The following is a 22,335-nucleotide window of genomic DNA, read 5'->3' on the forward strand; positions in this document are numbered from 1 at the left end:
AGACAGTGTGAGTCAAAAGTACCCCATTTACGCAGATCGCCCAGAACATTTACAAGAACAAGGGATGACAAAGAAAACAGCAACCCTCGTCCTTGCAACTCGGACGGCGGTTCGGACAAATGTGTGGATAGAAGCCTTTTGGTGTCCTGAGTGTGAAGCGGTAACATGGTATTTAGTAGAAAGAAACAGCGATCGCAGCTTTAAAGTTTCTCCAGTTCCCCGTGGATTATGGGAAAGAATGGAGGGAGCAATTGATCCATTTGGTAATCCCACTGTCAGTGAGTTTACGCGTAAGCAAGCAAAACGGTTAACTGACCGACTGTACAAAGATTATAATAATTAAATAATACTGATCTAGGATTGCTATAGCAGATCACCAAGTAACGAATAACAAAATTAATGTCTTCTGATTATTCTCGCCCTTCTGTAAGTGGCTTATTACAAGATGCAGCGTCTCTATTGCTTTATCAATCAGTGTTAGCTGATGAAATTGGACAAGCGCTTTTGGCACTATTACACCGATTACATCATAATGATCATCGCAATGCTTGCCTCAGTGCTTATGGCGAGTTTTTTAAGCTACTGGCAGATGCTAATCAAACTTGGCAATCTCATTTAGTTAATCGCATTTTATCTGATCAAAATCCATTTTCTCGACAAGTCCAGTTTACTGCTTTAGAAGCATTACCCCCTGCTTTAGTAGAAGCTGCCCAAAATGATCTTTATGCCTTAAAATCTCTCTATAATTTGAGTGGTAAGAGTTTAAGTTTATTAGTCAAAACTGCTTGTCAGTTAAAATACTCCCCCACAGTTTGGGAAAGTAGTTTTCAAGCTGATCATTTTCTCCATAATACGGAAAGATGGCAGTCAGTCTTACCGCAATTGGCGCAATATTATCAAACCTATGGCTGTGGGATTTTCGCTCAATATTATGCCTTTACTTGGCAAAAGGGTGAATTAGTGGGAATTTCTAATCCTGATCCGATTACACTCCATGAAATTGTGGGCTATGATTGGCAAAAGGAAACTTTAGAAAAAAATACAGAGTTTCTCTTAAGGGGATATTCGGCGCTAAATGTTCTCCTTTATGGCAGTCGCGGTTCAGGAAAATCCTCTTTGGTGAAGGGCTTATTAAATCAGTATCGGTTTCAGGGGTTACGGCTGGTAGAAGTTCCTAAGTCGGAATTAAAGGATTTACCGATTATTTTAGAGCAATTGCGAGGGCAACCGCAGAAGTTTATTATCTTTGTGGATGATCTCTCTTTTGAAGAGGATGATGATGCGTTTAAGGCTTTAAAAGTGGTTTTAGAAGGAAGTGTCACAGCGAAAGCCCAAAATGTGGTGGTTTATGCTACCTCCAATCGTCGTCATTTAATCCGTGAATTCTTTGAAGATCGCCCGCGCCCTAGTGATCAAGATGAGGTTCATGCGTGGGATACGGTACAGGAGAAGTTATCCTTCAGCGATCGCTTTGGCTTAACCCTAACCTTTGAACCAGCTAATCAGGAGACTTATTTAAGTATTGTGCATCATTTGGCAGCGTTAGCACAAATTTCGTTGTCAAAAGAAGAATTGGAGTTTCGGGCGAAACAGTGGGCAACTCGCCATAATGGACGTTCTGGGCGCAGTGCGAGACAGTTTATTAATTTTCTACAGGGTGAGTTATCCTCACAGAGATAGATGTAATTTAATCGTTGCATCAACTGATTGCATTAGAGATGGTTCTAATTTTCCAATTTGATTGCCTTGAAGCCGCTGTTTTGAGATGGTTCTAATTTGCTGGGCTTGGACTTTAGAAGGTTTAGGTAAACCACTTTTTTCAGGAGGTAAAAACACTTCAAAGGGATAGATTTTGCTTACTTGTGAAGTTAGGGGCAAAATAGTCACAGTAGCCGCGACTCGATTGTTAATATCATTGCTTACAATCAATACGGGGCAGCGTTTAGCTGATTCTGAACCAATGACAGGATCGAGGGCAGCATAGTAAATTTCACCACGTTTTATCCCCTAACCCATCTCCTGCTGTATTTTCCCATGCTTCATCGAGTTCAGCAGAGGCTTCTTGGTACGCTTTTTCCAGTTCCTGCGTTTTTAATAAGGAGAGTGCTTCCGCAATAACCTGAGAACGAGATTGGCACCGAGTTTTCTGCTGATAATCCTCGATAAAAGCAACCATCTCTGGGGATAAGGAAATAGAAAGTTTTTGCGATTCCATTTTATCCTTCGTCATTTATTGTTTGTAAGCCAATGACTAATAACAATGGCATAGAGTATAGGATGCCTTCTAAAGGATAACATTTGAAGAGTATGATGATGGGTTTAAGGCGTTAAAGTGGTGGTTTATGCTACCTCAAACCGCTTTTTTGGTTAAGATGGAAGTAATATGTTTCGTTTATTGCGAATAAGGGAAACCAAATTTTTATGTCTCTTCCCACAGAATCTATTCCACACCGCTTACCTTCTGAATCGGAAACTCAACTCTCCCAACAAAGTAGCCGTACTTTAGCCGCTCACCTACCCCAGAACGGAACAACACGCACCTTTAAAATCGTGGATGATAACGGGGAAGAAAACGCGATCGAGCTTCCTGCTTCAGCTCTTCATTTGCTCACAGAGATGCTTAGTCAAATGGCTCAAGGGAATGCGGTTACGGTTGTTCCCATTCCTGCTGAACTAACCACCCAAGAAGCTGCCAACCTGCTCAATGTTTCGCGTCCCCATTTGGTGAAACTCCTAGAAGCGGGTGAAATCCCTTTTCACAAGGTGGGCACTCATCGTCGGGTTCGTTTTGAGGATTTGATGCGGTATAAGGAAAATATCAATCAAAAACGGATGGAAGCCCTTGATGAACTGACAGCACAAGCCCAAGCATTAAATCTGGGCTACGATTAGCCGTTATGCCCTCATCTTTGACTGTTTTGTATGATGCCAGCGTTCTCTATCCTGCTCCCTTACGAGATTTACTCATGCAGTTGGCGCTTACAGATCTCTATCGCGCCCGTTGGACAGAACAAATCCATGAAGAATGGATAAGAAACCTTTTAAAGAATCGTCCCGATTTAACCCGAACCCAACTCAATCATACTCGTCAGTTGATGAATCGTCATGTTCCAGATTGTCTCATTAAAAACTATGAGGAGTTAATCCCAGCACTCACTTTACCCGATCCTGATGATCGCCATGTTTTAGCAGCAGCCATCAAAGGAGAGGTTGATGTCATTGTGACCATGAACTTAAGGGATTTTCCAGCTTCTGTACTCACTCGATATGAAATGGAAGCACAGCATCCTGATGACTTTATTATAGATTTAATTGACTTAGATTTTTATGCAGTCGTGGAAGCGGTTAAAGCCTGCCATGCCCGTCTCAAAAATCCTCCCAAATCCGTTGACGAGTATCTTTACATTCTCACCAAACAGCAACTTGCTGTCAGTGTTTCCCGACTACGCAAATTATGGTTTCAAGTTTAACCGATTGGACTGAAATCTATTAACTTTCTCCAAAGAATGCGGGATAAACAAAGGAAAAAGCAGTAGAACTTGGAATAGGAGTTCCATCCATTTCTTCAACAATCACAGTATCTAATTTGTCATCCCAGCGGGTTTTAATTTGACAACCATTAAATTGAAGTGTTTTTTCTCCTATCTCTCTCATTTCTTCATAGGAAAACTGTTGACTTGCCCCACCAAATTTACCCTGAGGAGTTTGGCTCGGATCTTCTTCCCAAATTGGGAAATCGGTTGACGAGAAGGATTATTAACAAATTGTCGCCCACAATGTTGACAACGAAAGCGCTGTTTTCCATAATGCGTATGTCCATTCTTGACAAATTTGGAAGAGTAACATTTTGGGCAATTCATTGCTAATTTTTTCGTTAACTTCAATCTCTCAAGATATTGTATCATTACTATTCAGCACTACCGGTTTACCAACAACATCACCATTTCCCCAATAGCCAAGAATAATTATTCCCCCTTCTTGATTACAAGTAAAGGTGCGAACAATTCCCCATTCAATTGACCAAAGAACATCCTGACGAACAGGGAGACAATCATAGCGACTAAAAGGGAGTCGTGTTAATTTTTCCGGAAAGGTTGGTAATTCTGTCAGTAAAGCCATGTTGGTTACTTGAGTACCGATTACAGTACCCATAAATTTTTACCCCAACCAAAGACTATCATAAGTTTTTGATCCCCTCGTTAAGAGTAGTTTAAGGATTCGTAATCAACACATTAAGGTGACTAACTCAGAAAATTTACTGCTGCATCCACATCCAATAAATAAATTGCTTCCTTTTCTTCCTTCCCTTCAAATTGGACAAAGGTAACAAAGGGAGCTACATCATATAAATTAGTCTGACGATAAGCTTTCGGAAGAGGTTGAATGAAATCTGCCGATAACTCCATCATATTCGGTAAGCTATCTACAGGAATGCCACATAAATCCCCTTGACGAGTTTGAGTGAGAATTAGAAACTCTCCTTTTTGAGATGGTTGAGATTGATAGGCTAGTTTAGGATGTAAGTTGAGTAACATGATGCTTTTGTTTTCTAGCATCACTAACCCTAACCCCTCAAAGTGCTGGGTCATCTCAGAAGGGGTTTCAGTTACTTGCAAAATGGCATTAATGGGAAGGGAAAAGTAATAATCTCCAAGGGTAAAGACAATCACTCTAAGGGTCTTTTCGCTAGTTTCAGTGATATTGGGCATAATGGAAGCTGTTTTATTTAGTAGAATGATAAAAACTCCCCCACCCTCGGCAGAGGAGTATTTCTATTCTATTGAACAGGGCAACTCAGCGTCACCTTAGTAGAGTTCTTCTTCTTGGTGAGTAATGATGGTGCAGTCAGAAGCAGGATATGCTACACAGGTGAGAACATAGCCAGCTTCAATTTGATCATCATCTAAGAAGGATTGGTCAGATTGATCAATTTCTCCGCTTTGTAGTTTACCAGCACAGGTGGAGCAAGCACCTGCACGGCAGGAATAGGGGAGGTCAAGTCCTTCTTCTTCAGCTACATCAAGAATATATTCATCATCAGGGACTTCGATGGTTTCATTGAGTCCCATTTCTTCGTTCACTAAAGTGACTTTGTAACTTGCCATATTTTTAGTTTCTCCTTATAACAGCAATGAGATTTAATATCGCCTCATTTCTGATACTAAGAGAAAATGTGCAATTGTACAGGGAGCATTAGAAATGAGAGAATTAATCTTTAATTAAATAAGTTTTACTTATATCCCTATCTTAGGGTAGAGTCCCAAGTATTAAAGTAGCAATACTTTCTCAATAAGCTGTGTGGCAAGGATTTCAATGTTTTAAGTCTCTCATAATTTTTCCTATATTGGGATTAGATTAGGATTAGTTATAATTATATTTGGCTACAGTTTATAGGTTTTTCATGGATTTAAAAGCGCGACTAAATCAGCATCTAGCAGAAATTGTGCGCGATCGGCATCCCTATTTTGGTAGTGAGGGGCATTTTTATGTTCAACAATACCTTAGCCAGCAGTTTCGGCAATGGGGCAATCTAGAAACTCACGAGTTTGATTTTGAGGGCAATGAGCATATCAATTACATTCTCAATATTGCACCTGCTAACGCTTCTTCTAATCCTCCGATCTTACTTGCTGCTCATTATGATGGCGTTCCGGGTACGCCAGGGGCGGATGATAATGCCACTGGGGTTGCGGTTTTATTAGAGTTAATGCGAGAGTTTAGTGAAAATCCTCCCTCTGTTCCGTTGCGATTTGTTGCCTTTGATTTAGAAGAGTATGGCATGGTAGGAAGTCAGGCGTATGTTGAAGAATTGAAAGAGAAAAAAGAGAAAATTCGCTTAATGTTTTCTCTAGAAATGTTAGGTTATTGTTGTCATGAACCAGATTCCCAAGAATATCCGCCGGGATTAGAAAAACTTTATCCTAATACTGGCAACTACATTGCTTTTATTAGTAATTTAAGGACGATGACCGATGCTCGATTTTTTAGTCGTCAAATGCAAAAGAGTGGTACACCGAGTGAGTGGTTATCTGTTCCATTTTCAGGAAAGAATTTATCAGCAACTCGCCTCAGTGATCATTCCCCTTTTTGGGATCAAGGCTATAAAGCCATTATGGTGACAGATACATCTTTTATGCGCAATCCTCATTATCATCAGCCCAGTGATACGATAGATACATTAGATTTAGACTTTTTAACTGGTGTTTGTGAGGGATTAATGACAGGACTAAGAAACTGGAAATAATAATATTAGTCATTAGTCATTGGTCATTAGTCATTGGTTTAAGAATAACGAAGGACAAAGGATAAACAACGAAGGACAACAAACAAATAATCAAGAATGTATAAACAAATCATTCGCCCTACTTTATTTTCTTTATTAAAAGCTGACCCAGAAGTGTCTCATGAAACTAGCCTCAAGTTATTAAGTTGGTTAGAACAAAATCAAAACCAGTTTCCTGCAAATGTAATATTAAAGACAATTTCTAATCAATTGGTTGTCGATGATCCAAGACTATCGCAAACGCTATGGGGAATCAATTTTCCGAATCCTTTAGGGTTAGCGGCTGGGTTTGATAAAAATGGAGTGGCTGCCAGTATTTGGGATAATTTTGGCTTTGGGTATGCCGAGTTGGGAACAGTAACAGAAAAACCCCAAACGGGAAACCCGAAACCGCGACTGTTTCGGCTTCTAGAGGATGAGGGAATTTTAAATCGTATGGGGTTTAATAATCGTGGTAGTGCTACTTTGGCTACTGCCTTAGAAAAACAAGCAATGAGAGGAGAAAAAGGGGTTTGGGGGATTAATTTAGGGAAATCGAAAGTTACCCCTCTAGAAGAGGCGGCAAAGGATTATTTGAATAGTTTTTTACGGTTGCGAGAGATTGGGGATTATTTTGTGGTTAATGTCAGTTCTCCCAATACGCCAGGATTGCGATCGCTGCAGGATAGTTCGCAGTTAGGTTTAATTTTAGATGCGATTCAAGAGAATAATGATCACCAAAAACCGATCCTTGTTAAGATTGCCCCTGATTTATCTTGGGAAGCTATTGATGAGGTAATAGTTATTGCTCAAAAGTATCAACTAGCAGGAATTATTGCTACTAATACGACGATCTCTCGGGAAGGGTTGAAAACTCAATTAATCAATGGAAATACAATAACGGAAGAAGCAGGGGGGGTGAGTGGTAAACCGTTGCGCGATCGCGCTACTGAGGTAATTCGCTACATTTATCAACAAACCAAAGGACAACTACCGATTATTGGCGTGGGTGGAATTTTTACCACTGAGGAGGCTTGGGAAAAAATTATTGCCGGAGCAAGTTTAATCCAAGTTTATACCGGATGGATTTATGAGGGGCTAAGCCTAACCAGCAATATTTTACACGGATTAATTCAAAAACTAGATCAAGAAGGGCTGACCAATATTTCACAAGCTGTGGGAAGTCAAACTGTTGTTAGTCATTAACTATAGCCTTTTTTTTAGATGTAGAGATTCATAGCGATTGTGAAAGTTAATATAGCAATCCTAAATTAGTTGTAAACTTCCACTTTAGTTCCCCCCTTTAATAAGGGGGGTTAGGGGGGATCGCCAGTTAAGCTACTTTTTACAAATGAGATCATATTGCTATAGAGTTATCAGTCATTAGTCATTAGTCATTGGTCATTGGTCATTGGTCATTAGGTTACAAAGGACAAATAACCTAAGATAGATTTAGTAAATCACTCAAGTTGACGATAAGATCAGTTATGAATTGTGATAAAATTTTATATATTAATCCGTGCGCTAAATAGTTAACATGGGAAAGTGAAGTACGGCAGTTTTCTATATGCAATTAAAAGACGCTCGGAGTTTACCCCCTCAAGCTCAACAAGCAATCCGTAAAAGGGCGGTCATGGCAGTGATTGAGAACAAACGTTCTCAAGGAGAAGTGGCCCAAGAGTTTGGAGTTACTCGTACAGCAGTTAATCAGTGGGTGCAACGTTACCGTCGTGGGGGTGAGACAGCTCTCAAAGCTTGTAAACAAGGTCGTCGTGAGCATCCTACCTTGGCGCGATCGCAGGTAACGACAATTACTCGTCTCATTCGGGATTACAGCCCAGAACAACTACAACTGCCATTTACTCTCTGGACTCGACAAGCCGTATCTCAGCTCATTGAACAATGTTGGGGAATTACTCTTTCTCAAACGACGATTGGTCGTTATCTGCGTCGTTGGGGACTGTCTCCACAAAAGCCTGCCAAATGCGCTCGTGAGCAATGTCCTCACCAGCTTCAGCATTGGTTAACTCATGAATATCCAGCGATTCACAAGCGAGCACAGCAGGAAGGAGCTGAGATTCATTGGGGTGATGAAATGGGATTGCGTTCGGACCATCAAGCAGGGACTTGTTGGTCTGAGGTAGGGAAAACGCCAATTGTAGAAGGAACTGGGCAACGTTTCAGTTGCAACTTAATTTCCGCCCTGACCAATCGAGGAACCCTACGCTTTCAAGTATTTCAAGGGGGATTTAATAGCGATGTCTTTTTGGAATTTTTACGCCGATTAATTCGCTCCAGGGAAAACAAAGTTTTTTTGATTGTAGATCGCCACCCAGTACATCGCTCCCGTAAAGTTCAACAATGGGTAGCTCAACATCAGGATGAATTGGAACTGTTTTATCTTCCCCCCTACAGCCCAGAACGAAATCCCGATGAATTTCTCAATCAGGACATTAAAAGCAATGCTATGAGACGACAAAGACCCCGTAATCGTAATGAACTCATGAAAAGGGTTCGCTCTTATTTATACAGTCTTCAGAAATGTCCCGAACGTATTAGTCGTTATTTTTGGGCTCAGCCAGTTCAATATGCTGGCCTTTAGGTGTTAACTATTTCCTGCACGGATTAATAAATTAACAGTTAATACACTTTTTAGGGAAATCACAAATGGTTCTTTGTCGATTAATTTATGTGAGTGAAGCAGTGGCAGGGTTAGCTTATCCTGATCTCAAGGATATTATGGAAAAGTCAGAGAAAAATAATACTCCTATAGGAGTTTCGGGAATGCTTTCTTATAGAAACAACAAGTTTTTACAAGTCTTAGAAGGAGAACGACAAGCAGTGAGTGGGACTTATGAGAAGATACTAAAAGATGAACGTCATTATAAAAGCCAGTTAATTGAATTTACAGAAATTGACTATCGTTTATTTACAAATTGGTCAATGAAAGTGGTGCAAATGGGAGAACAGTTTCCCAAAAAAGTTAAGGAGTTAAGCATGAAGTATTCTGGTTATAATGAATTTGACCCAAGAGCGATGACCAGCTATCAATGTTTAGAGTTTATAAAAGAGTTAGCAACTTTAGTGGCTTCAGCTTAGGTTATGAAAAAATATGATTTTCTGGTTATTGGAGGTGGCATTACAGGGGCTAGTTTAGCCTATGAGTTGCAAGCACAGGGGGGAAAAGTTTTATTATTAGAGTCGGATCCAAGTCTGGATAATGCCACTCGTTACAGTTATGGGGGGCTTCCGTTTTGGTGCGGAACTTCCCCTGAAATGAGAGAACTGTGCGCTGAGGGAATGCGCCTCCATCGTGAATTGCCAACGATTCTTGATCAAGATACAGAGTATCAAGAAATTAATCTTTTACTCACAATTAGAAAAGATGAATCCCCAGAAGAAATTTTAGCTCAATATCAAGGGTGTGAAATTCCGCCTCAATTGCTGAGCGTGGCAGAAAGTTGTGAAATAGAACCATTATTAAATCCTAGCGCGATCGCGGGATCAATTTATTTTCCTCATGGTCAAATTAATCCTACAAAAACTAACCAAGCCTATCTTAAAACTTTCACTCGCCTTGGTGGAGAAATTCAGTATGAGGAGGTGACTTCTTGGCTGATCAATGCTGGAAAAGTTCAGGGAGTCAGGACAGAAAACAATTACTATTATGGCGAAAAAGTCATTCTTTGTGCAGGGGGAGTAACCCAAAAGTTATTAAAGAATATCGGGATCAAAAGTTCAGTTTATTTTACGCAAGCAGAACTATTAGAAACGCCTCCTCTTGATCTGCAATTAAACAGCCTAATTATGCCAGCGACGAATCAACGGCTAATTTTAGAAAAAAATGCTACTGCAGAACATTTATGGGATCAAGAAAATGAAAAAATAGCTAATACAATTATTGATCCAGGAGTCGCTCAATTTCAAGATAAACACTTATGTATTGGTCAAATTAGCCGTCTCTTGAGTAATCTAAATTATCCAGTTGATCCTAAAAAAAGTGAAAATTGGTTACGTGAAGAAGTGGGAGAATTATTACCCTGCTTAAAAGATGTTCCAGCAACTTGGCATCGCTGTTTAATTGCTTTTAGCCCAAAAGGAGAATCAGCTATTGGTGAGGTAGATGGTTATGAGGGAATTTTTCTGTTTTCAGGATTTACTAGTACCTTGTTGTTTGCACCACCTTTAGCGAAAAAATTTGCGCGATCGCTGTTAAGCGAATATTAAAGCAATATTCAATTAACGTTGAAAACGAATAGAGGATGATTTAGAATATGCCTTATCAATTATTAAAGTGGAGATTTTATAATGCTGGAAAATAGTTGGAGGTTTTCTAAACTCAGCTACGGGCTAATTTGGAAAAACAAAGAGCTACTAATTTTCCCCCTTCTATCAGGAATTGCTGAAATTTTTATTTTAGCAAGTTTTATTATTCCCTTCTTTTTAACATTACAAGGCGGCACAGGTAATATTTTAGCAAGTGCAGGGTTCTACATTGTATTATTTATTTTTTACTTTGTGACTAATGCCATTGTTTTGATTTTTAATACAGGGTTAATTGCTTGTGTTTTTAAAATTCTTCATGGCTATAATCCATCTTTAGGTTATGGATTATCCTTTGCTTTTAAGCGTTTACCACAAATTATTAGTTGGTCAATATTATCTGCAGTCATTAGTGTAATTTTAAATGCTTTAGAAAAGAATGAGACTATTAGTAGCTTAGTTACAGGAATTTTGGGAGTAACTTGGAGTGCGATCACTTATTTTGTTGTGCCTGTAATTGTTATGAATGGCTTGGGACCAATTGGTGCCATTAAACGCTCTGGTGAAACTTTACGATCAACTTGGGGAAAAGCCTTAATTGGGAATTTCTCCTTAAAAATAATTGGATTTCTTTTACTACTACCCGTCTTAATTCTATTAGGAATTGGTTTATTTTTTGCCATTAATGCAGGTTCTCCTGTTGGCATTGGTGTGGTTGCTGGATTAGGAGTTCTTGCGTTTATTGTTGATTATCTATTAACGGAAGCAGTGAACTCAGTATTTAAATGTTATCTGTTTGTTTATGCTACGGATCGAGAGGTTCTAGACGAAGGTTATACCGAGGCTTTTGCTGATGCGTTTTGCCCCAAACGAAGATGACTCTATTAATCAGTCTCATTACAGTTTGTAAACATGATAACCAGTTGGTTACTATTCCTTATGAATGGAAACAATGAAGTAGTAGCCCTTTTGAGCGATCAAATCAAAATAGATCCTATGGCCTCTGAGTCAGGTAACGGTCAGCAAAAAGTAACAGAAGTGTTACAGAGTTTAAAGTTTCTTATTGTGTATGTCTAGTGCAGTGAAAGCCTTGCGGTAAACTAAATCAGAAAGAGTCCTTATTTCATAAAAATCTGTTAAGGAGCGAGTCTTAATTATGTCTCATAGTGTAAAAATTTACGATACCTGCATCGGTTGCACCCAGTGCGTTCGCGCCTGTCCATTGGATGTTTTAGAAATGGTGCCTTGGGATGGTTGTAAAGCAGGTCAAATTGCTTCTTCTCCACGCACTGAAGACTGCATTGGCTGCAAACGTTGTGAAACCGCTTGCCCCACTGATTTCTTAAGCGTTCGGGTTTATCTTGGCGCAGAAACTACCCGCAGTATGGGCTTGGCATATTAGGTTTAACCTAAACCCATTCCCCACTTTAGCTGTGTAAACAGTTGGGGTGGGGTTCTATTATGTGAAAAATTTCGGAGACAGTGACAGTTTAATGAAAAGTTATTTAGCCGCGGCGGTGCAAATGACCAGTAAGCCAGATTTAGAGGAGAATTTGGCAACTGCATCAGACCTGGTAGAATTGGCAGTGCGACGAGGGGCAGCCTTTGTAACGCTTCCAGAAAATTTTTCTTTTTTGGGACAAGAAACAGAAAAGGTTAAACAAGCTAGCGAAATTGCCCATAAGAGTGAAAAGTTCCTCAAAACGATGGCGCAACGGTATCAAATTACCATTGTGGGCGGTGGCTTCCCGATTCCTGTTGGGGATGGCAAAGTCTCCAATACAGCTCTAATGATTGGTAAAAATGGCGAGGAATTAGCCCGTTATGAGAAAGTCCATCTCTTTGATGTGAATCTCCCCGATGGCAATACCTATCAAGAGTCAGAAACGGTTAAGGCGGGTGTTTCGCTTCCACCCATTTCCATTTCTCCTGAATTAGGTAAAATTGGTCTTTCTGTCTGTTATGATGTGCGCTTCCCAGAGTTATATCGGCAACTGTCAAAACAGGGGGCAGAAGTTTTACTGATTCCTGCTGCGTTTACGGCTTATACAGGAAAAGATCATTGGCAGGTATTATTAAAAGCAAGAGCTATTGAAAACACGGCTTATGTCATTGCCCCGGCACAAACGGGAAATCATTATGCTCGTCGCACCAGTCATGGTCACGCCATGATTATTGACCCCTGGGGGTTAATTTTAAGTGATGCGGGAGAAGATCCCGGGCTAGCCCTTGCAGAAATTAATCCCTCCCGCTTAGAACAAGTGCGCCGTCAGATGCCTGTCCTCAATCATCGGGTGTTTGGCTAGATATCACCTCGTATTTCTTGGACAATTCCATCTTTAATGACCACTTCGGCGTTCATTTTTTTCACTAGGTTATCTCCTACTTGTATGCGGATAAAACTATCCATTTGTCCTTGACCAACTTCTTGTCCTTCTTCTAAGAGTTGCACTTGTTGGAGTTGTTGGAGAGATTGATTTTTTTGTTCGGTAACTTTGCTTTTTTGTTGATTAACTTGATTCTGGACATTACGTAACTGTTGTTGAACTTGGGGATCACTGGGGTTACTACCTTGTTGAGTAACCTGCGCGATCGCGCTTTGTCCCTGATTCTCTAATTGTTGCAGTTGTTCATCATACTTATTAATTTGCGATTGCAACTGCTGCTGGACTTCTTCTTTCCAACGCTGCGTAACAATCACTTTTAGGTTAATAGGACGTTTCAGTAATAAACTTTTACTTTCTTCGTTCATGGGGATACTTCCTTCTAAATTAGCCATGGTCAAAATTAACCCTTAACAAACATCCCGTTAATGATATCTTGATACCGTTCACTGACGACAGGGCGTTTAATTTTCAAAGTTTGGGTCATCATGCCATTTTCTGCTGAAAAGGGTTCTGTAATCAGCTTAAATACGCCAATTCTGTCATCTGGACGATACCCCGGACGATTTTTCACTTCACGATTCAACTCCTCACGGAATAATTTTTGCACTTTGGAATTGTCTAAGGTTTGTTCTAACCATTGGTCAGAAAAGTCTAACTCTAAACTATTTTCTTGTGACCATGCTTTGAGAGCGTCAAAATTCGGTACAATTAATGCCCCAAGACAACGCTGATCTTGTCCCACCAGCATAATTTGGTCAATATAAGGGCTACGTAAACAAGCATCTTCTATGGGTTGCGGTTCTATATTTTCCCCATTAGAGAGAACAATGGTATCTTTTGCCCGTCCCGTTAAGACTAAATCATCGTGTTTCGTAATCCAGCCCAAATCACCTGTATTAAACCATCCTTCCTCATCAATTGCTTTTTCAGTGGCTTCTGGCTTTTTATAATAACCCTGCATCACTTGGGGGCCACGAATCAACACTAAGCCTTTTTCCTCTTCTGAGAGAGGCTGTTTGGTTTCAGGATCAACAATTTTGGTTTCCGTTTCAGGAATCGCTTTTCCTGCTGATCCTCGCAAATTATGATCAAACCGTCGCGCATGAGTTACAGGAGACGTTTCGGTTAAACCATATCCCACTAGCAAGGGAATGCCAATGACTTCATAGAAATCATCAATATGTTTGGCTAAAGAACCACCGCCACTGATAACGCTTTTTAAGTTACCTCCTGTGGCTTGACGAACCGTTTTATAAACAATTTGATCGGCTAAATTATGTAGAGGTTGCAAGAAAAAGGCTTGAATAGAAGCAAGTAAACGTTCTCCCCCGGATGGATGTAAGTTGTTTAGATCTAATCCTTCTTTAATGCGTTTGGCTTTGATATAGCGGTGGGAGATTTTAAGAAATACAGCAATTAATTTTTTCTTCGCTGGACTTTGATCGGCAAGTTGTTTTTGAATACCATCATAAATGGATTCCCAAAGACGGGGAACACCCACCATATAATCAGGTTTTTGTTCTTTTAAGTCTTGCTTGAATGACCGCAAATTGGTATAAACTAGCCGACACCCTCGAGATAATAAGAAATATTCCGCTGCCCGTTCATAAGCGTGCCAACTGGGTAAAATGCTTAAGGCTTTATCTGCTGGTTGTGGTTGAATAACATCCCCAATCGCACGAACCTGATGCAAAAAGTTACCATGAGATAACATTGCCCCTTTCGGTTTTCCTGTTGTTCCCGAGGTATAAATTAACGTAGCTAAATCATTGTCTTGGCGAGTTACAGGGGTAAATTCATGCTTACTTCCCTCATGCATTAGTTGCGAATAAGTTAGAACTTTAATTCCTTCTAACTCGGGGGTTTCATCAGAGAGTAAAATCACTAATTGAATGGGCGGATTTTTGATGTCTGCTTTTAATTTTTCTAAGGTTTGATTATTTTCGACAATTAAAGCGATACTATCACTATCATCGAGAATATAGAGTAATTCTGCTGCATCAGCCTGGGCTGATCTAACAACATTTGCTGCCCCGGCACTAATTGTTCCTTGATCCGCGATGAACCAACGTGGGCTATTATCAGCAAAGAGAGCCACTTTTGTATCAGGTTCAATTCCTTGGGCTTGTAAGCCAGTTGCAAATTGTTGAATTTGTTGGTTTAATTCCTTATAGGTAATCTCGACAGGAGGATCACTATGAGGGTTATCAAGTGCAATCACCTCTCCATAGTGACTCGCTACTTGAGACCAAATTTCTGGTAAAGATTGGATGCTGGAATAGTCAATTGGCGTATTTGTTTGCTGAGTCATAGTTTTTTTTATAATTTAAATCTTACTGACTAATGCTTTAACATGATCTTAGTTTAATTTGGTGGGAAATTATGACACTTATTACTTGGTTACAAGGGGGAAGCAACCCTGATAATGGCAAAAATTTTGAAATCATCCGCGATTGGTGGAATAACTTAAGCGGTAAGGAAGTCATTATCTCGCAACGATTAATTCCTGATGATGGAGATGCCTCACGCATTAATTGGGAACCTCAAAAGTTTGATGATCAATTAGTAATGTTCAAATCAGAAATGAGAGGAATTACTTTATATTGGCAAAAAAGCTTTTCTGAAGATGAGCGGAACTTCACTCCTTCTAAGTTAGAGTTAGATCAAATACAGGAAAATCTTTACATTTATCCTCAATCGCAACCCAAGGTGATCATTCGAGTGGGGATTCCTAATATTCGTTATACCACTTTATCAATGAAAGAGCCCGAGTTGTCAATTAGTGAGTCCGGTGGAGATAGAATTTTACTAATGCGCGATCGCGATCGACAAATTGCTGTCCAATTGCCACTAACTCCTACGACCTTAAAAAGGCTTCAGGAATTATTTTAGTCTTCGCTAATTATTTGAATTAATAACTAAATAATTAATCTAAATTAACAACATAGGTGGTTCCAAAAACCGTAACGCGATCGCCATTGACTAACTTGCGACCCCGACGAGTTTCAAGTTCACCATTAACTGATACCTCCTCTTCCCAAATCATCATTTTGGCTTCTCCTCCGGTTTGGGCAATGCATTGGAATTTTAAGAACTGATCAAGTTTAATGGTTTCACTCATAGATGGACAATCCCATTAATTAAACAAAACTGATGAAACCCTAGTATAGCTTCTCCATGGTCAGGAATCCAAGCAAACTATTCAGTTTCCGATTTTTCAATGAATTACTCTTGATCAGGTGCCGAATGTGGCTTGTCAATTTAATCTGAGAAAAATTCACGAAAATTAATGGAAATATTAGTAATTTATACTTAAATTAACGAATAATTTCTGCATCTCCTAAAGGAGAAAAGCGAATTTCAATTCGTCGCCGTGTGGGATTTTCTTGGCGATCAACAGGTGCAAACTCATCAGAATTAGGCAGAAATAATTGGGCAGCAGAATAAGCCCGAAACTGTAAATCTTCTAATCGCCCTTGGGCTTGAATATTTTGTAACTTTTTGACTACAGCCAGCGATCGCATGAGTCCTAAATCCGTATTAGAACCTGGTTGCAAGGTTTCCATCCCTGAATTTCCTCTCGCAACATTCTCTAAATTCTTATCGAGATTACTATTACCACCGCCTAAAATTTGCCCATCTGTATGACCAACAATTTCTACCGTATAGGCTTGGCTTCCGGCTGTAATTTCTTCAATTTTCGCGACCAATTCTTCTTGAATATAAGTTTCTAATGCTGAAGGCAAAACAGCACTTCCCGAAGGAAATCTAAACTCTCCTGAGTCTTGAATAATTAAAACTGGTGGTGTGGTTTGTAGTTCTAGTTCCTGTTTGAGTTGTTCATTTTCCTGTGCAATTAAAAAAATGCGAATTAGTGTAATAAATAGGAATAAGCTTAAAATCATAAATCCATTGGACATTAAATCTGTGAAAGAAGTCCAAATATTGGTTTCATCTAAGCTTTCTTCAGCATAAAATCTACGTTTAACCATAACAAAAACTACTCATCAGCTGTAAAACGATAAAGCACTTCTCCATCTTGAAAAGATCTGATATTCATAGTTAAAGGAGAGAGAAAATAATTATCCAATAAACGTTCTCCAAGACGAATCGCATCTTCGCGACTAATTTGAAGATATTGTTGTAACCAGTTAACAGCTTCTCGTCCTGAAAAAGATTCTCGAAAAGTTCTGAATCCTCTACGCCTTTTTTTTCGTGGAACTCCCTGCTTCCCCCGCATTTTAAAAACTAACTGAGTTAAATCAATTGTGGCAATAAAATCCGTAAAGTATTCATTGTTACTTGAAGATAATTCAGTAACTTCAGAATTTTCATACCAAAGGGTTAGCCGATCTTTTTCTTCTACTAAAAGAATATAAACTTTTTCTTTGTACTCGCTAAACTTTTGACGACTATATTCAATCGCTCGATTTCTTTGACTAAGGGGAAAAATTTCGCCGCGAACAAAAACCTTTCCGTAATAACTAATGCCAGGGATCACTTCGACCTTTCCTGTGGGATCTCTTTTTGCCACCTGACAATACTGGACTTGTTTCGCACTCAGCAATAACATTTTTTAAGCTACTGTAACTATAAAGCGAGAGAGGAGAAGCATATACCTCCATTAGCAAAGTCTAAAAAAATTCTAATTTCAAGGTTAATTATCTATTTTGATGTGGTTATAAGCAAGCCACGCTTAAAAATTTCTTATCGAAACCCAAAATAATTCTAACTGTTTTGACGAGCCTTTTTTGAGAATTATCTTGCATACTAGAGAAAGTTACTCGTTAGAGGTAAAATCTTTATGTCTTGGTTAGAATTTGCGTTAGTAACAACTTTTAATATCAGTGTCTGTGTACTCTTACCCCGATTAGTTACCTTAAATTGGGGAAAACTGATGCAACGAATGATGGTGAATACTAATAAATCCGTTTCCTCTCAGTCCTCCCATTTTTCCACCTCCGTAAGGATGGTTGCCTCGAAAACAAATCGCTAACAGAGGTAGTTGGTTTGTGGGCAATTTAGCCACCAACAACCTCATGAGGCTAGATGAATAGCGTTATTCTTTTGCTTCTGTAGCAGCTCGAGCGGCAGCCGCTTCGTCAGGATGGATATTAAGACGAGTGAGGTTTAAGCGTCCTTTGTTATCAATTTCCCGCACTTTGACGACCACTTCATCGCCAACAGCTACTTCATCCTCAACCTTTCCTACTCGATATTCTGCGAGTTGTGAAATATGAATCATCCCTTCTTTTCCAGGCATTAATTCCACAAACGCACCGATGGGAATAATGCGAGTAATGCGCCCTACACAAACATCCCCTTCACTGATTTTATGGGTTAAACCTTTGACTTGATTGAGAGCAGCGATCGCGCTTTCTCGATCTCGGGCGGAAATCGTCATTGCCCCGTTTTCTTCAATATCAACCTTTGCCCCTGTTTGTTCCGTAATATTTTTAATGGTTTTTCCACCGGGGCCAATCACCAACCCAATCATATCAGCGTCAATTTTGTAATTAATCAGATGGGGAGCAAATGGCGATAACTCGGGTCTTGGTTTGTCAATAGTGGCAAGCATTTTTTCCAAAATATGGAGTCGCGCTGGTCGGGCTTGTTCAATGGCTTGACGAACCACTTCTAGACTTAAACCCGTAATTTTCATGTCCATTTGCAACGCCGTGATGCCGGTTTCACTTCCAGCCACTTTGAAGTCCATATCCCCAAGGAAGTCTTCTAGGGCTTGAATATCGGTTAACACGCGAACTTCTTCTCCTTCTTTAATTAAGCCCATAGCAGCTCCACTCACAGGCTTAGAGAGAGGCACACCAGCATCCATGAGAGCAAGAGTCGAACCGCAAACTGACCCCATGGAGGTAGAACCATCAGAGGATAGCACCTCAGATACCACCCGCAACACATAAGGAAAATCATCTTGTGAGGGTAAAACAGGAGTAATGGCTCGTTCAGCTAACGCCCCGTGACCAATTTCTCGTCGTCCAGGAGAACGGAGAGGCTTGGTTTCGCCCACTGAATACGGTGGGAAATTATAGTGATGCAGATATCGTTTCTCATCGTTGGGATGGAGTTCATCCGCTAAATCTTGGGCATCGCCGGGAGTTCCCAAGGTTGCTGAAGAAAGAACCTGAGTTAAACCGCGACGGAATAACCCACTCCCATGAACTCGTTTTGGAATTACATCCACATCGCACTCAATGGGGCGTACTTCGTCCAGTTTTCGCCCATCAACTCGAACATTCTCTTCAATTACTTGATTCCGCATGAGAGTGCGAGTGACTTCCTTGAAAATTTTACCGATGGCTTTTGGATTTTCTTCCACCGTCACCCGTAAGGGATCGTCTTCAGAGCGTTGCGCGATCGCGTCTTCAATCTCCTTCTGCTTAATTTCCTCTAACAGTTCATCCCGTCCCTTTTTATCAAGATCAAACTGTTGCAGAACTTTTTTAATTGGTTCTGTGGCCTGTTTCTTAATAAATTCTTCTAATTCAGGATGACTAGCTGGCGGTTCTTCAGTGGCTAAGGCAATTCCCTGATCTTTCATCAACTGCTGTTGCGCTTCAATTAAATCACGAACCGCCTCATAACCAAACTCAATCGCTTCAATCACATCTTGTTCAGGTAACTGGTTAGCCCCCAGCTTCTACCATCACTACCCCTTCAGGGGTTCCAGCGACAACTAGATCCAAATCCCCATTATTAATTTCGTCATAGGTGGGGTTAATGATAAAGTCATCGCCAACTAATCCGACACGCACTGCAGCCATGGGACCTTGGAAAGGAATTTGGGCACAAATTACCGCAATAGAAGCACCCGTTACCGCTAACACATCTGGGGGAACTAACTCATCCATAGATAAGGTAGTAGCGACCACTTGAATATCGTCTCGAATCCACTGCGGAAACAAAGGGCGTAGGGGACGATCAATGAGGCGACTGGTTAGGGTAACCTTTTCAGGGGGACGACCTTCTCGCCGTAAAAACCCCCCTGGAATGCGACCGGCAGCGTAGAGTCTTTCCTCGTAATCCACCATTAAAGGTAAAAAATCAATTCCTTCTCGTCCCGTGCTGCGAGTGGCGGTGACTAGCACGGAAGTATCTCCACATTCAATTAAAACTGAACCATCTGCTTGAGGCGCAAAGCGTCCAACTTTGAGCCGAATATCCCTGCCGTCGAAGGATATTGACTGTTCAAATTCCATCATTACTGTTTGTTTTCCTTATGTAACTATGCTCTTTACTTTCTCTGTGGCAATGCTAGCACTAAAGAATTGGCAATTGACAGGGAAGAGAATAATCCTAATCCATGTATAAGGCAAACCGTTGCTATATTAGATACTTGTTCCCTGTTAAGGCTTGTTCTTATGTCGGTTTCATCTCTTGAGTCAGCTTCAGAATCAAATTCTGAAAATATCCTGAAAAATCATTGGACAATTGAGGATAGTGAACAACTCTATCAAATTCAAGGCTGGGGCGATCCCTATTTTTCCATTAATCGTGCAGGACATATTACTGTTTCTCCACAAGGCGATCGCGGTACATCTTTAGATTTATATCAACTGGTAGAAGCCCTTAGAAAACGCAATATTGGACTGCCTGTTTTAATTCGTTTTCCTGAAATTTTAGCTGATCGCGTTGAACGATTATATGCCTGCTTTGATCGCGCCATTTCTCGCTACAATTACCCTGGAACTTATCGCGGTGTTTTTCCCATTAAATGTAATCAACATCGCCACCTCGTAGAATCTTTAGTTGAATTTGGACAGCGTCACCAATTAGGTTTAGAAGTGGGTTCAAAGCCCGAATTAATGATTGCTTTAGCTAGCTTGAATCCTTCTCAATTTAATCAAAAAAAAGAAGAAAAATCTTTATTGATTTGTAATGGTTATAAAGATCAAGAATATATTGAAACTGCTATTTTATCACGACGGTTAGGCTATGAAACGATTATTGTTGTTGAACAATTAGAAGAGTTAGCATTAATTCAAAGTGTGAGCGCAGAATTAAATATTAAACCCGTCATTGGAGTAAGAGCCAAATTAAGCACACGCGGAACAGGAAGATGGGGCAGTTCTACCGGCGATCGCGCTAAGTTTGGTTTAACCATTTGGCAAATTTTAGAAGTAGTAAAAATTCTCGAATCATCCCAAAAATTAGACTGCTTGCAACTTCTTCATTTTCATGTGGGCTCACAAGTTTCTTCCATTAGTGTAATTAAGGAAGCCATCCGAGAAGCTGCCCAAATCTATGTAGAATTAAGTCATCTCGGCGCAAACCTAAACTATTTAGATGTTGGGGGAGGATTAGCAGTTGATTACGATGGCTCGAAAACTAATAAAAATAATGCTTCTAAAAACTACAATATGCAAAACTATGCCAATGATATTGTGGCTGAAATTAAAGAAGCCTGTGAACAAGCTGAGATTCCTGCGCCCACAATTATTAGTGAAAGTGGACGCGCGATCGCTTCTCATCAAGGTGTCTTAATTTTTGACGTTTTAGGAAGTAGTGAGCAACCAATAATTCCTCCACCAGTTGTGGAAGAAGAAGAGCATTTAATTATTCGTAATCTTTGGGAAACTTATGCCCTAATTAATGAAGAAAACTATCAAGAAGCTTATCATGATGCCATTCAATTTAAACAAGAAGCGATCAGTTTATTTAATTTTAGTTATCTTAGCTTAAAAGCCCGAGCCAGAGCAGAACAACTGTATTGGGCTTGTTGTAACAAAATTTTTGAAATTATTAAAAATCAAGAAAATGTAACGGAAGAACTACAAGAATTAGCTAAAGTTTTAACCTCAATTTATTATATTAATTTATCTGTTTTTCAATCTAGCCCCGACCATTGGGCGATTGATCAACTATTTCCGATCATGCCAATTCATCGTCTGAATGAAAATCCCAGTCAACGAGCAATTTTAGCAGACTTAACCTGCGACAGTGATGGAAAAATTAGTCAATTTATTAATCCTAAAGGAAAACTACCCAAGAACTTTTTAGAACTACATCCTTTAGAAAATAATCAACCCTATTATATAGGAATGTTTATGGTTGGGGCTTACCAAGAAATTATGGGTAACTTACATAACCTATTTGGGGATACCAATGTTGTTCACATTCGCACCCATCCCCAAGGCTACAAAATTGAGCAATTTGTTCGTGGTGACACGATTAGCGAAGTGTTAGAACAAACTCAATACTCAGGGGAAGCCTTATTAGAAAATCTTCGTCGTCATACTGAACAAGCCTTAGAAAAAGACTTAATTTCTCTAGCAGAATCCCGACATTTACTTAAAAATTATGAACGTAGTTTGAGTCACTATACTTATCTCAAAAAAGAAGATTAAAAGTTATAGAGATTGTTCTCTGAAAGTCTCCAACTACTTGCTGAATTAGCCAAATGGA

The 22,335-nt window shown here is 39.9% G+C and carries 27 protein-coding genes and 1 pseudogene; 15 read left to right on the plus strand and 13 right to left on the minus strand.

The features are described 5' to 3' along the window. The first annotated feature begins 7 nt into the window (after positions 1-7). Positions 8-343 (plus strand): hypothetical protein, encoded by a 336-nt coding sequence (locus FRE64_RS14365; protein WP_222597831.1) that lies wholly within the window; start codon positions 8-10, stop codon positions 341-343. A 56-nt stretch (positions 344-399) separates the two neighbouring features. After that, positions 400-1,680 (plus strand): ATP-binding protein, encoded by a 1,281-nt coding sequence (locus FRE64_RS14370; RefSeq protein WP_146296859.1) that lies wholly within the window; start codon positions 400-402, stop codon positions 1,678-1,680. On the opposite strand, the gene FRE64_RS14375 is transcribed toward FRE64_RS14370, so the two are convergent. Together FRE64_RS14375 and FRE64_RS14380 are read right to left on the minus strand one after the other, a co-directional pair. Continuing rightward, positions 1,669-2,004: a type II toxin-antitoxin system PemK/MazF family toxin gene (locus tag FRE64_RS14375; protein ID WP_146296860.1), complete on the minus strand. Its 336-nt coding sequence runs from the start codon at positions 2,002-2,004 to the stop codon at positions 1,669-1,671. The genes FRE64_RS14370 and FRE64_RS14375 overlap by 12 nt on opposite strands. Then, positions 1,991-2,215 (minus strand): ribbon-helix-helix domain-containing protein, encoded by a 225-nt coding sequence (locus FRE64_RS14380; RefSeq protein ID WP_146296861.1) that lies wholly within the window; start codon positions 2,213-2,215, stop codon positions 1,991-1,993. Before FRE64_RS14380 ends, FRE64_RS14375 begins: the two co-directional genes overlap by 14 nt. 206 nt (positions 2,216-2,421) lie before the next feature. Here FRE64_RS14380 and FRE64_RS14385 point away from each other — a divergent pair, with 206 nt between their 5' ends. After that, positions 2,422-2,892: a helix-turn-helix domain-containing protein gene (locus tag FRE64_RS14385; protein ID WP_146296862.1), complete on the plus strand. Its 471-nt coding sequence runs from the start codon at positions 2,422-2,424 to the stop codon at positions 2,890-2,892. A 5-nt stretch (positions 2,893-2,897) separates the two neighbouring features. Continuing rightward, the gene (locus tag FRE64_RS14390) at positions 2,898-3,470 is read left to right on the plus strand and encodes a PIN domain-containing protein (RefSeq protein ID WP_146296863.1); all 573 of its coding nucleotides are present in this window, start codon (positions 2,898-2,900) and stop codon (positions 3,468-3,470) included. A 19-nt stretch (positions 3,471-3,489) separates the two neighbouring features. On the opposite strand, the gene FRE64_RS14395 is transcribed toward FRE64_RS14390, so the two are convergent. The 5 genes from FRE64_RS14395 to FRE64_RS14415 form a co-directional block, all read right to left on the minus strand. Continuing rightward, a complete protein-coding gene (locus FRE64_RS14395; RefSeq protein ID WP_222597832.1) occupies positions 3,490-3,654 on the minus strand; it encodes a hypothetical protein in 165 nt (54 codons plus the stop codon). Then, entirely contained in the window at positions 3,651-3,905 is a 255-nt protein-coding gene (locus FRE64_RS18340; protein WP_146296864.1) for an IS1/IS1595 family N-terminal zinc-binding domain-containing protein, read from the minus strand. The genes FRE64_RS14395 and FRE64_RS18340 overlap by 4 nt, the downstream gene beginning before the upstream one ends. Beyond that, complete coding sequence (locus FRE64_RS14405; RefSeq protein ID WP_186708856.1) at positions 3,889-4,152, minus strand: hypothetical protein; 264 nt, start codon at positions 4,150-4,152, stop codon at positions 3,889-3,891. Before FRE64_RS14405 ends, FRE64_RS18340 begins: the two co-directional genes overlap by 17 nt. Before the next feature lie 89 nt (positions 4,153-4,241). Beyond that, positions 4,242-4,709, minus strand: coding sequence for a chemotaxis protein CheW (locus FRE64_RS14410; protein ID WP_146296865.1), 468 nt, complete (start codon positions 4,707-4,709; stop codon positions 4,242-4,244). Between the two features lie 96 nt (positions 4,710-4,805). Continuing rightward, a complete protein-coding gene (locus tag FRE64_RS14415) occupies positions 4,806-5,105 on the minus strand; it encodes a ferredoxin (RefSeq protein ID WP_146296866.1) in 300 nt (99 codons plus the stop codon). 296 nt (positions 5,106-5,401) lie between these two features. On the opposite strand from FRE64_RS14415, the gene FRE64_RS14420 reads away from it, so the two are divergent. From FRE64_RS14420 to FRE64_RS14455, 8 genes are all read left to right on the plus strand, one after another. Then, entirely contained in the window at positions 5,402-6,244 is an 843-nt protein-coding gene (locus FRE64_RS14420; protein WP_146296867.1) for a M20/M25/M40 family metallo-hydrolase, read from the plus strand. 96 nt (positions 6,245-6,340) lie between these two features. Then, positions 6,341-7,468, plus strand: coding sequence for a quinone-dependent dihydroorotate dehydrogenase (locus FRE64_RS14425; RefSeq protein ID WP_146296868.1), 1,128 nt, complete (start codon positions 6,341-6,343; stop codon positions 7,466-7,468). 361 nt (positions 7,469-7,829) lie between these two features. Beyond that, complete coding sequence (locus FRE64_RS14430) at positions 7,830-8,864, plus strand: IS630 family transposase (RefSeq protein ID WP_146294724.1); 1,035 nt, start codon at positions 7,830-7,832, stop codon at positions 8,862-8,864. Positions 8,865-8,929: 65 nt separating this feature from the next. Further along, entirely contained in the window at positions 8,930-9,361 is a 432-nt protein-coding gene (locus tag FRE64_RS14435) for a BLUF domain-containing protein (protein WP_146296869.1), read from the plus strand. Between the two features lie 3 nt (positions 9,362-9,364). Continuing rightward, a complete protein-coding gene (locus tag FRE64_RS14440; RefSeq protein WP_146296870.1) occupies positions 9,365-10,489 on the plus strand; it encodes an NAD(P)/FAD-dependent oxidoreductase in 1,125 nt (374 codons plus the stop codon). Between the two features lie 81 nt (positions 10,490-10,570). After that, positions 10,571-11,404, plus strand: a complete 834-nt coding sequence (locus tag FRE64_RS14445; RefSeq protein ID WP_146296871.1) for a DUF6159 family protein — start codon at positions 10,571-10,573, stop codon at positions 11,402-11,404. Positions 11,405-11,681: 277 nt separating this feature from the next. Beyond that, positions 11,682-11,927, plus strand: a complete 246-nt coding sequence (gene psaC, locus FRE64_RS14450; protein ID WP_006616272.1) for a photosystem I iron-sulfur center protein PsaC — start codon at positions 11,682-11,684, stop codon at positions 11,925-11,927. Between the two features lie 91 nt (positions 11,928-12,018). Continuing rightward, positions 12,019-12,831: a carbon-nitrogen hydrolase family protein gene (locus FRE64_RS14455; protein WP_146296872.1), complete on the plus strand. Its 813-nt coding sequence runs from the start codon at positions 12,019-12,021 to the stop codon at positions 12,829-12,831. On the opposite strand, the gene FRE64_RS14460 is transcribed toward FRE64_RS14455, so the two are convergent. After that, positions 12,828-13,277, minus strand: coding sequence for a YlqD family protein (locus FRE64_RS14460; protein WP_186709065.1), 450 nt, complete (start codon positions 13,275-13,277; stop codon positions 12,828-12,830). The two genes, FRE64_RS14455 and FRE64_RS14460, sit on opposite strands and share 4 nt — an antisense overlap. Before the next feature lie 35 nt (positions 13,278-13,312). Then, entirely contained in the window at positions 13,313-15,223 is a 1,911-nt protein-coding gene (locus FRE64_RS14465; protein WP_146296874.1) for an AMP-dependent synthetase/ligase, read from the minus strand. A 71-nt stretch (positions 15,224-15,294) separates the two neighbouring features. Here FRE64_RS14465 and FRE64_RS14470 point away from each other — a divergent pair, with 71 nt between their 5' ends. Further along, entirely contained in the window at positions 15,295-15,804 is a 510-nt protein-coding gene (locus FRE64_RS14470) for a hypothetical protein (protein ID WP_146296875.1), read from the plus strand. 34 nt (positions 15,805-15,838) lie between these two features. Here the strand turns inward: FRE64_RS14470 and FRE64_RS14475 are convergent, their stop codons facing one another. From FRE64_RS14475 to FRE64_RS14485, 3 genes are all read right to left on the minus strand, one after another. Further along, positions 15,839-16,033 carry an RNA-binding S4 domain-containing protein gene (locus tag FRE64_RS14475; RefSeq protein WP_146296876.1) on the minus strand — a complete coding sequence of 65 codons (195 nt, stop codon included), beginning with the start codon at positions 16,031-16,033 and terminating at the stop codon, positions 15,839-15,841. A 196-nt stretch (positions 16,034-16,229) separates the two neighbouring features. After that, a complete protein-coding gene (locus tag FRE64_RS14480; RefSeq protein WP_146296877.1) occupies positions 16,230-16,904 on the minus strand; it encodes an OmpA family protein in 675 nt (224 codons plus the stop codon). An 8-nt stretch (positions 16,905-16,912) separates the two neighbouring features. Then, positions 16,913-17,485, minus strand: a complete 573-nt coding sequence (locus FRE64_RS14485; protein ID WP_146296878.1) for a DEP domain-containing protein — start codon at positions 17,483-17,485, stop codon at positions 16,913-16,915. 231 nt (positions 17,486-17,716) lie between these two features. On the opposite strand from FRE64_RS14485, the gene FRE64_RS14490 reads away from it, so the two are divergent. Then, entirely contained in the window at positions 17,717-17,908 is a 192-nt protein-coding gene (locus tag FRE64_RS14490; protein WP_146296879.1) for a hypothetical protein, read from the plus strand. A gap of 63 nt (positions 17,909-17,971) precedes the next feature. Here FRE64_RS14490 and FRE64_RS14495 read toward each other — a convergent pair. Beyond that, positions 17,972-20,132, minus strand: a pseudogene (locus tag FRE64_RS14495) (polyribonucleotide nucleotidyltransferase). Between the two features lie 159 nt (positions 20,133-20,291). On the opposite strand from FRE64_RS14495, the gene speA reads away from it, so the two are divergent. After that, on the plus strand, positions 20,292-22,277 hold the full coding sequence (gene speA / locus FRE64_RS14500; RefSeq protein WP_146296880.1) for a biosynthetic arginine decarboxylase: 1,986 nt from the start codon (positions 20,292-20,294) through the stop codon (positions 22,275-22,277). Positions 22,278-22,335: the final 58 nt, after the last annotated feature.

This window comes from Euhalothece natronophila Z-M001 (assembly GCF_007904085.1).
GTDB classification, from domain to species: domain Bacteria; phylum Cyanobacteriota; class Cyanobacteriia; order Cyanobacteriales; family Rubidibacteraceae; genus Halothece; species Halothece natronophila.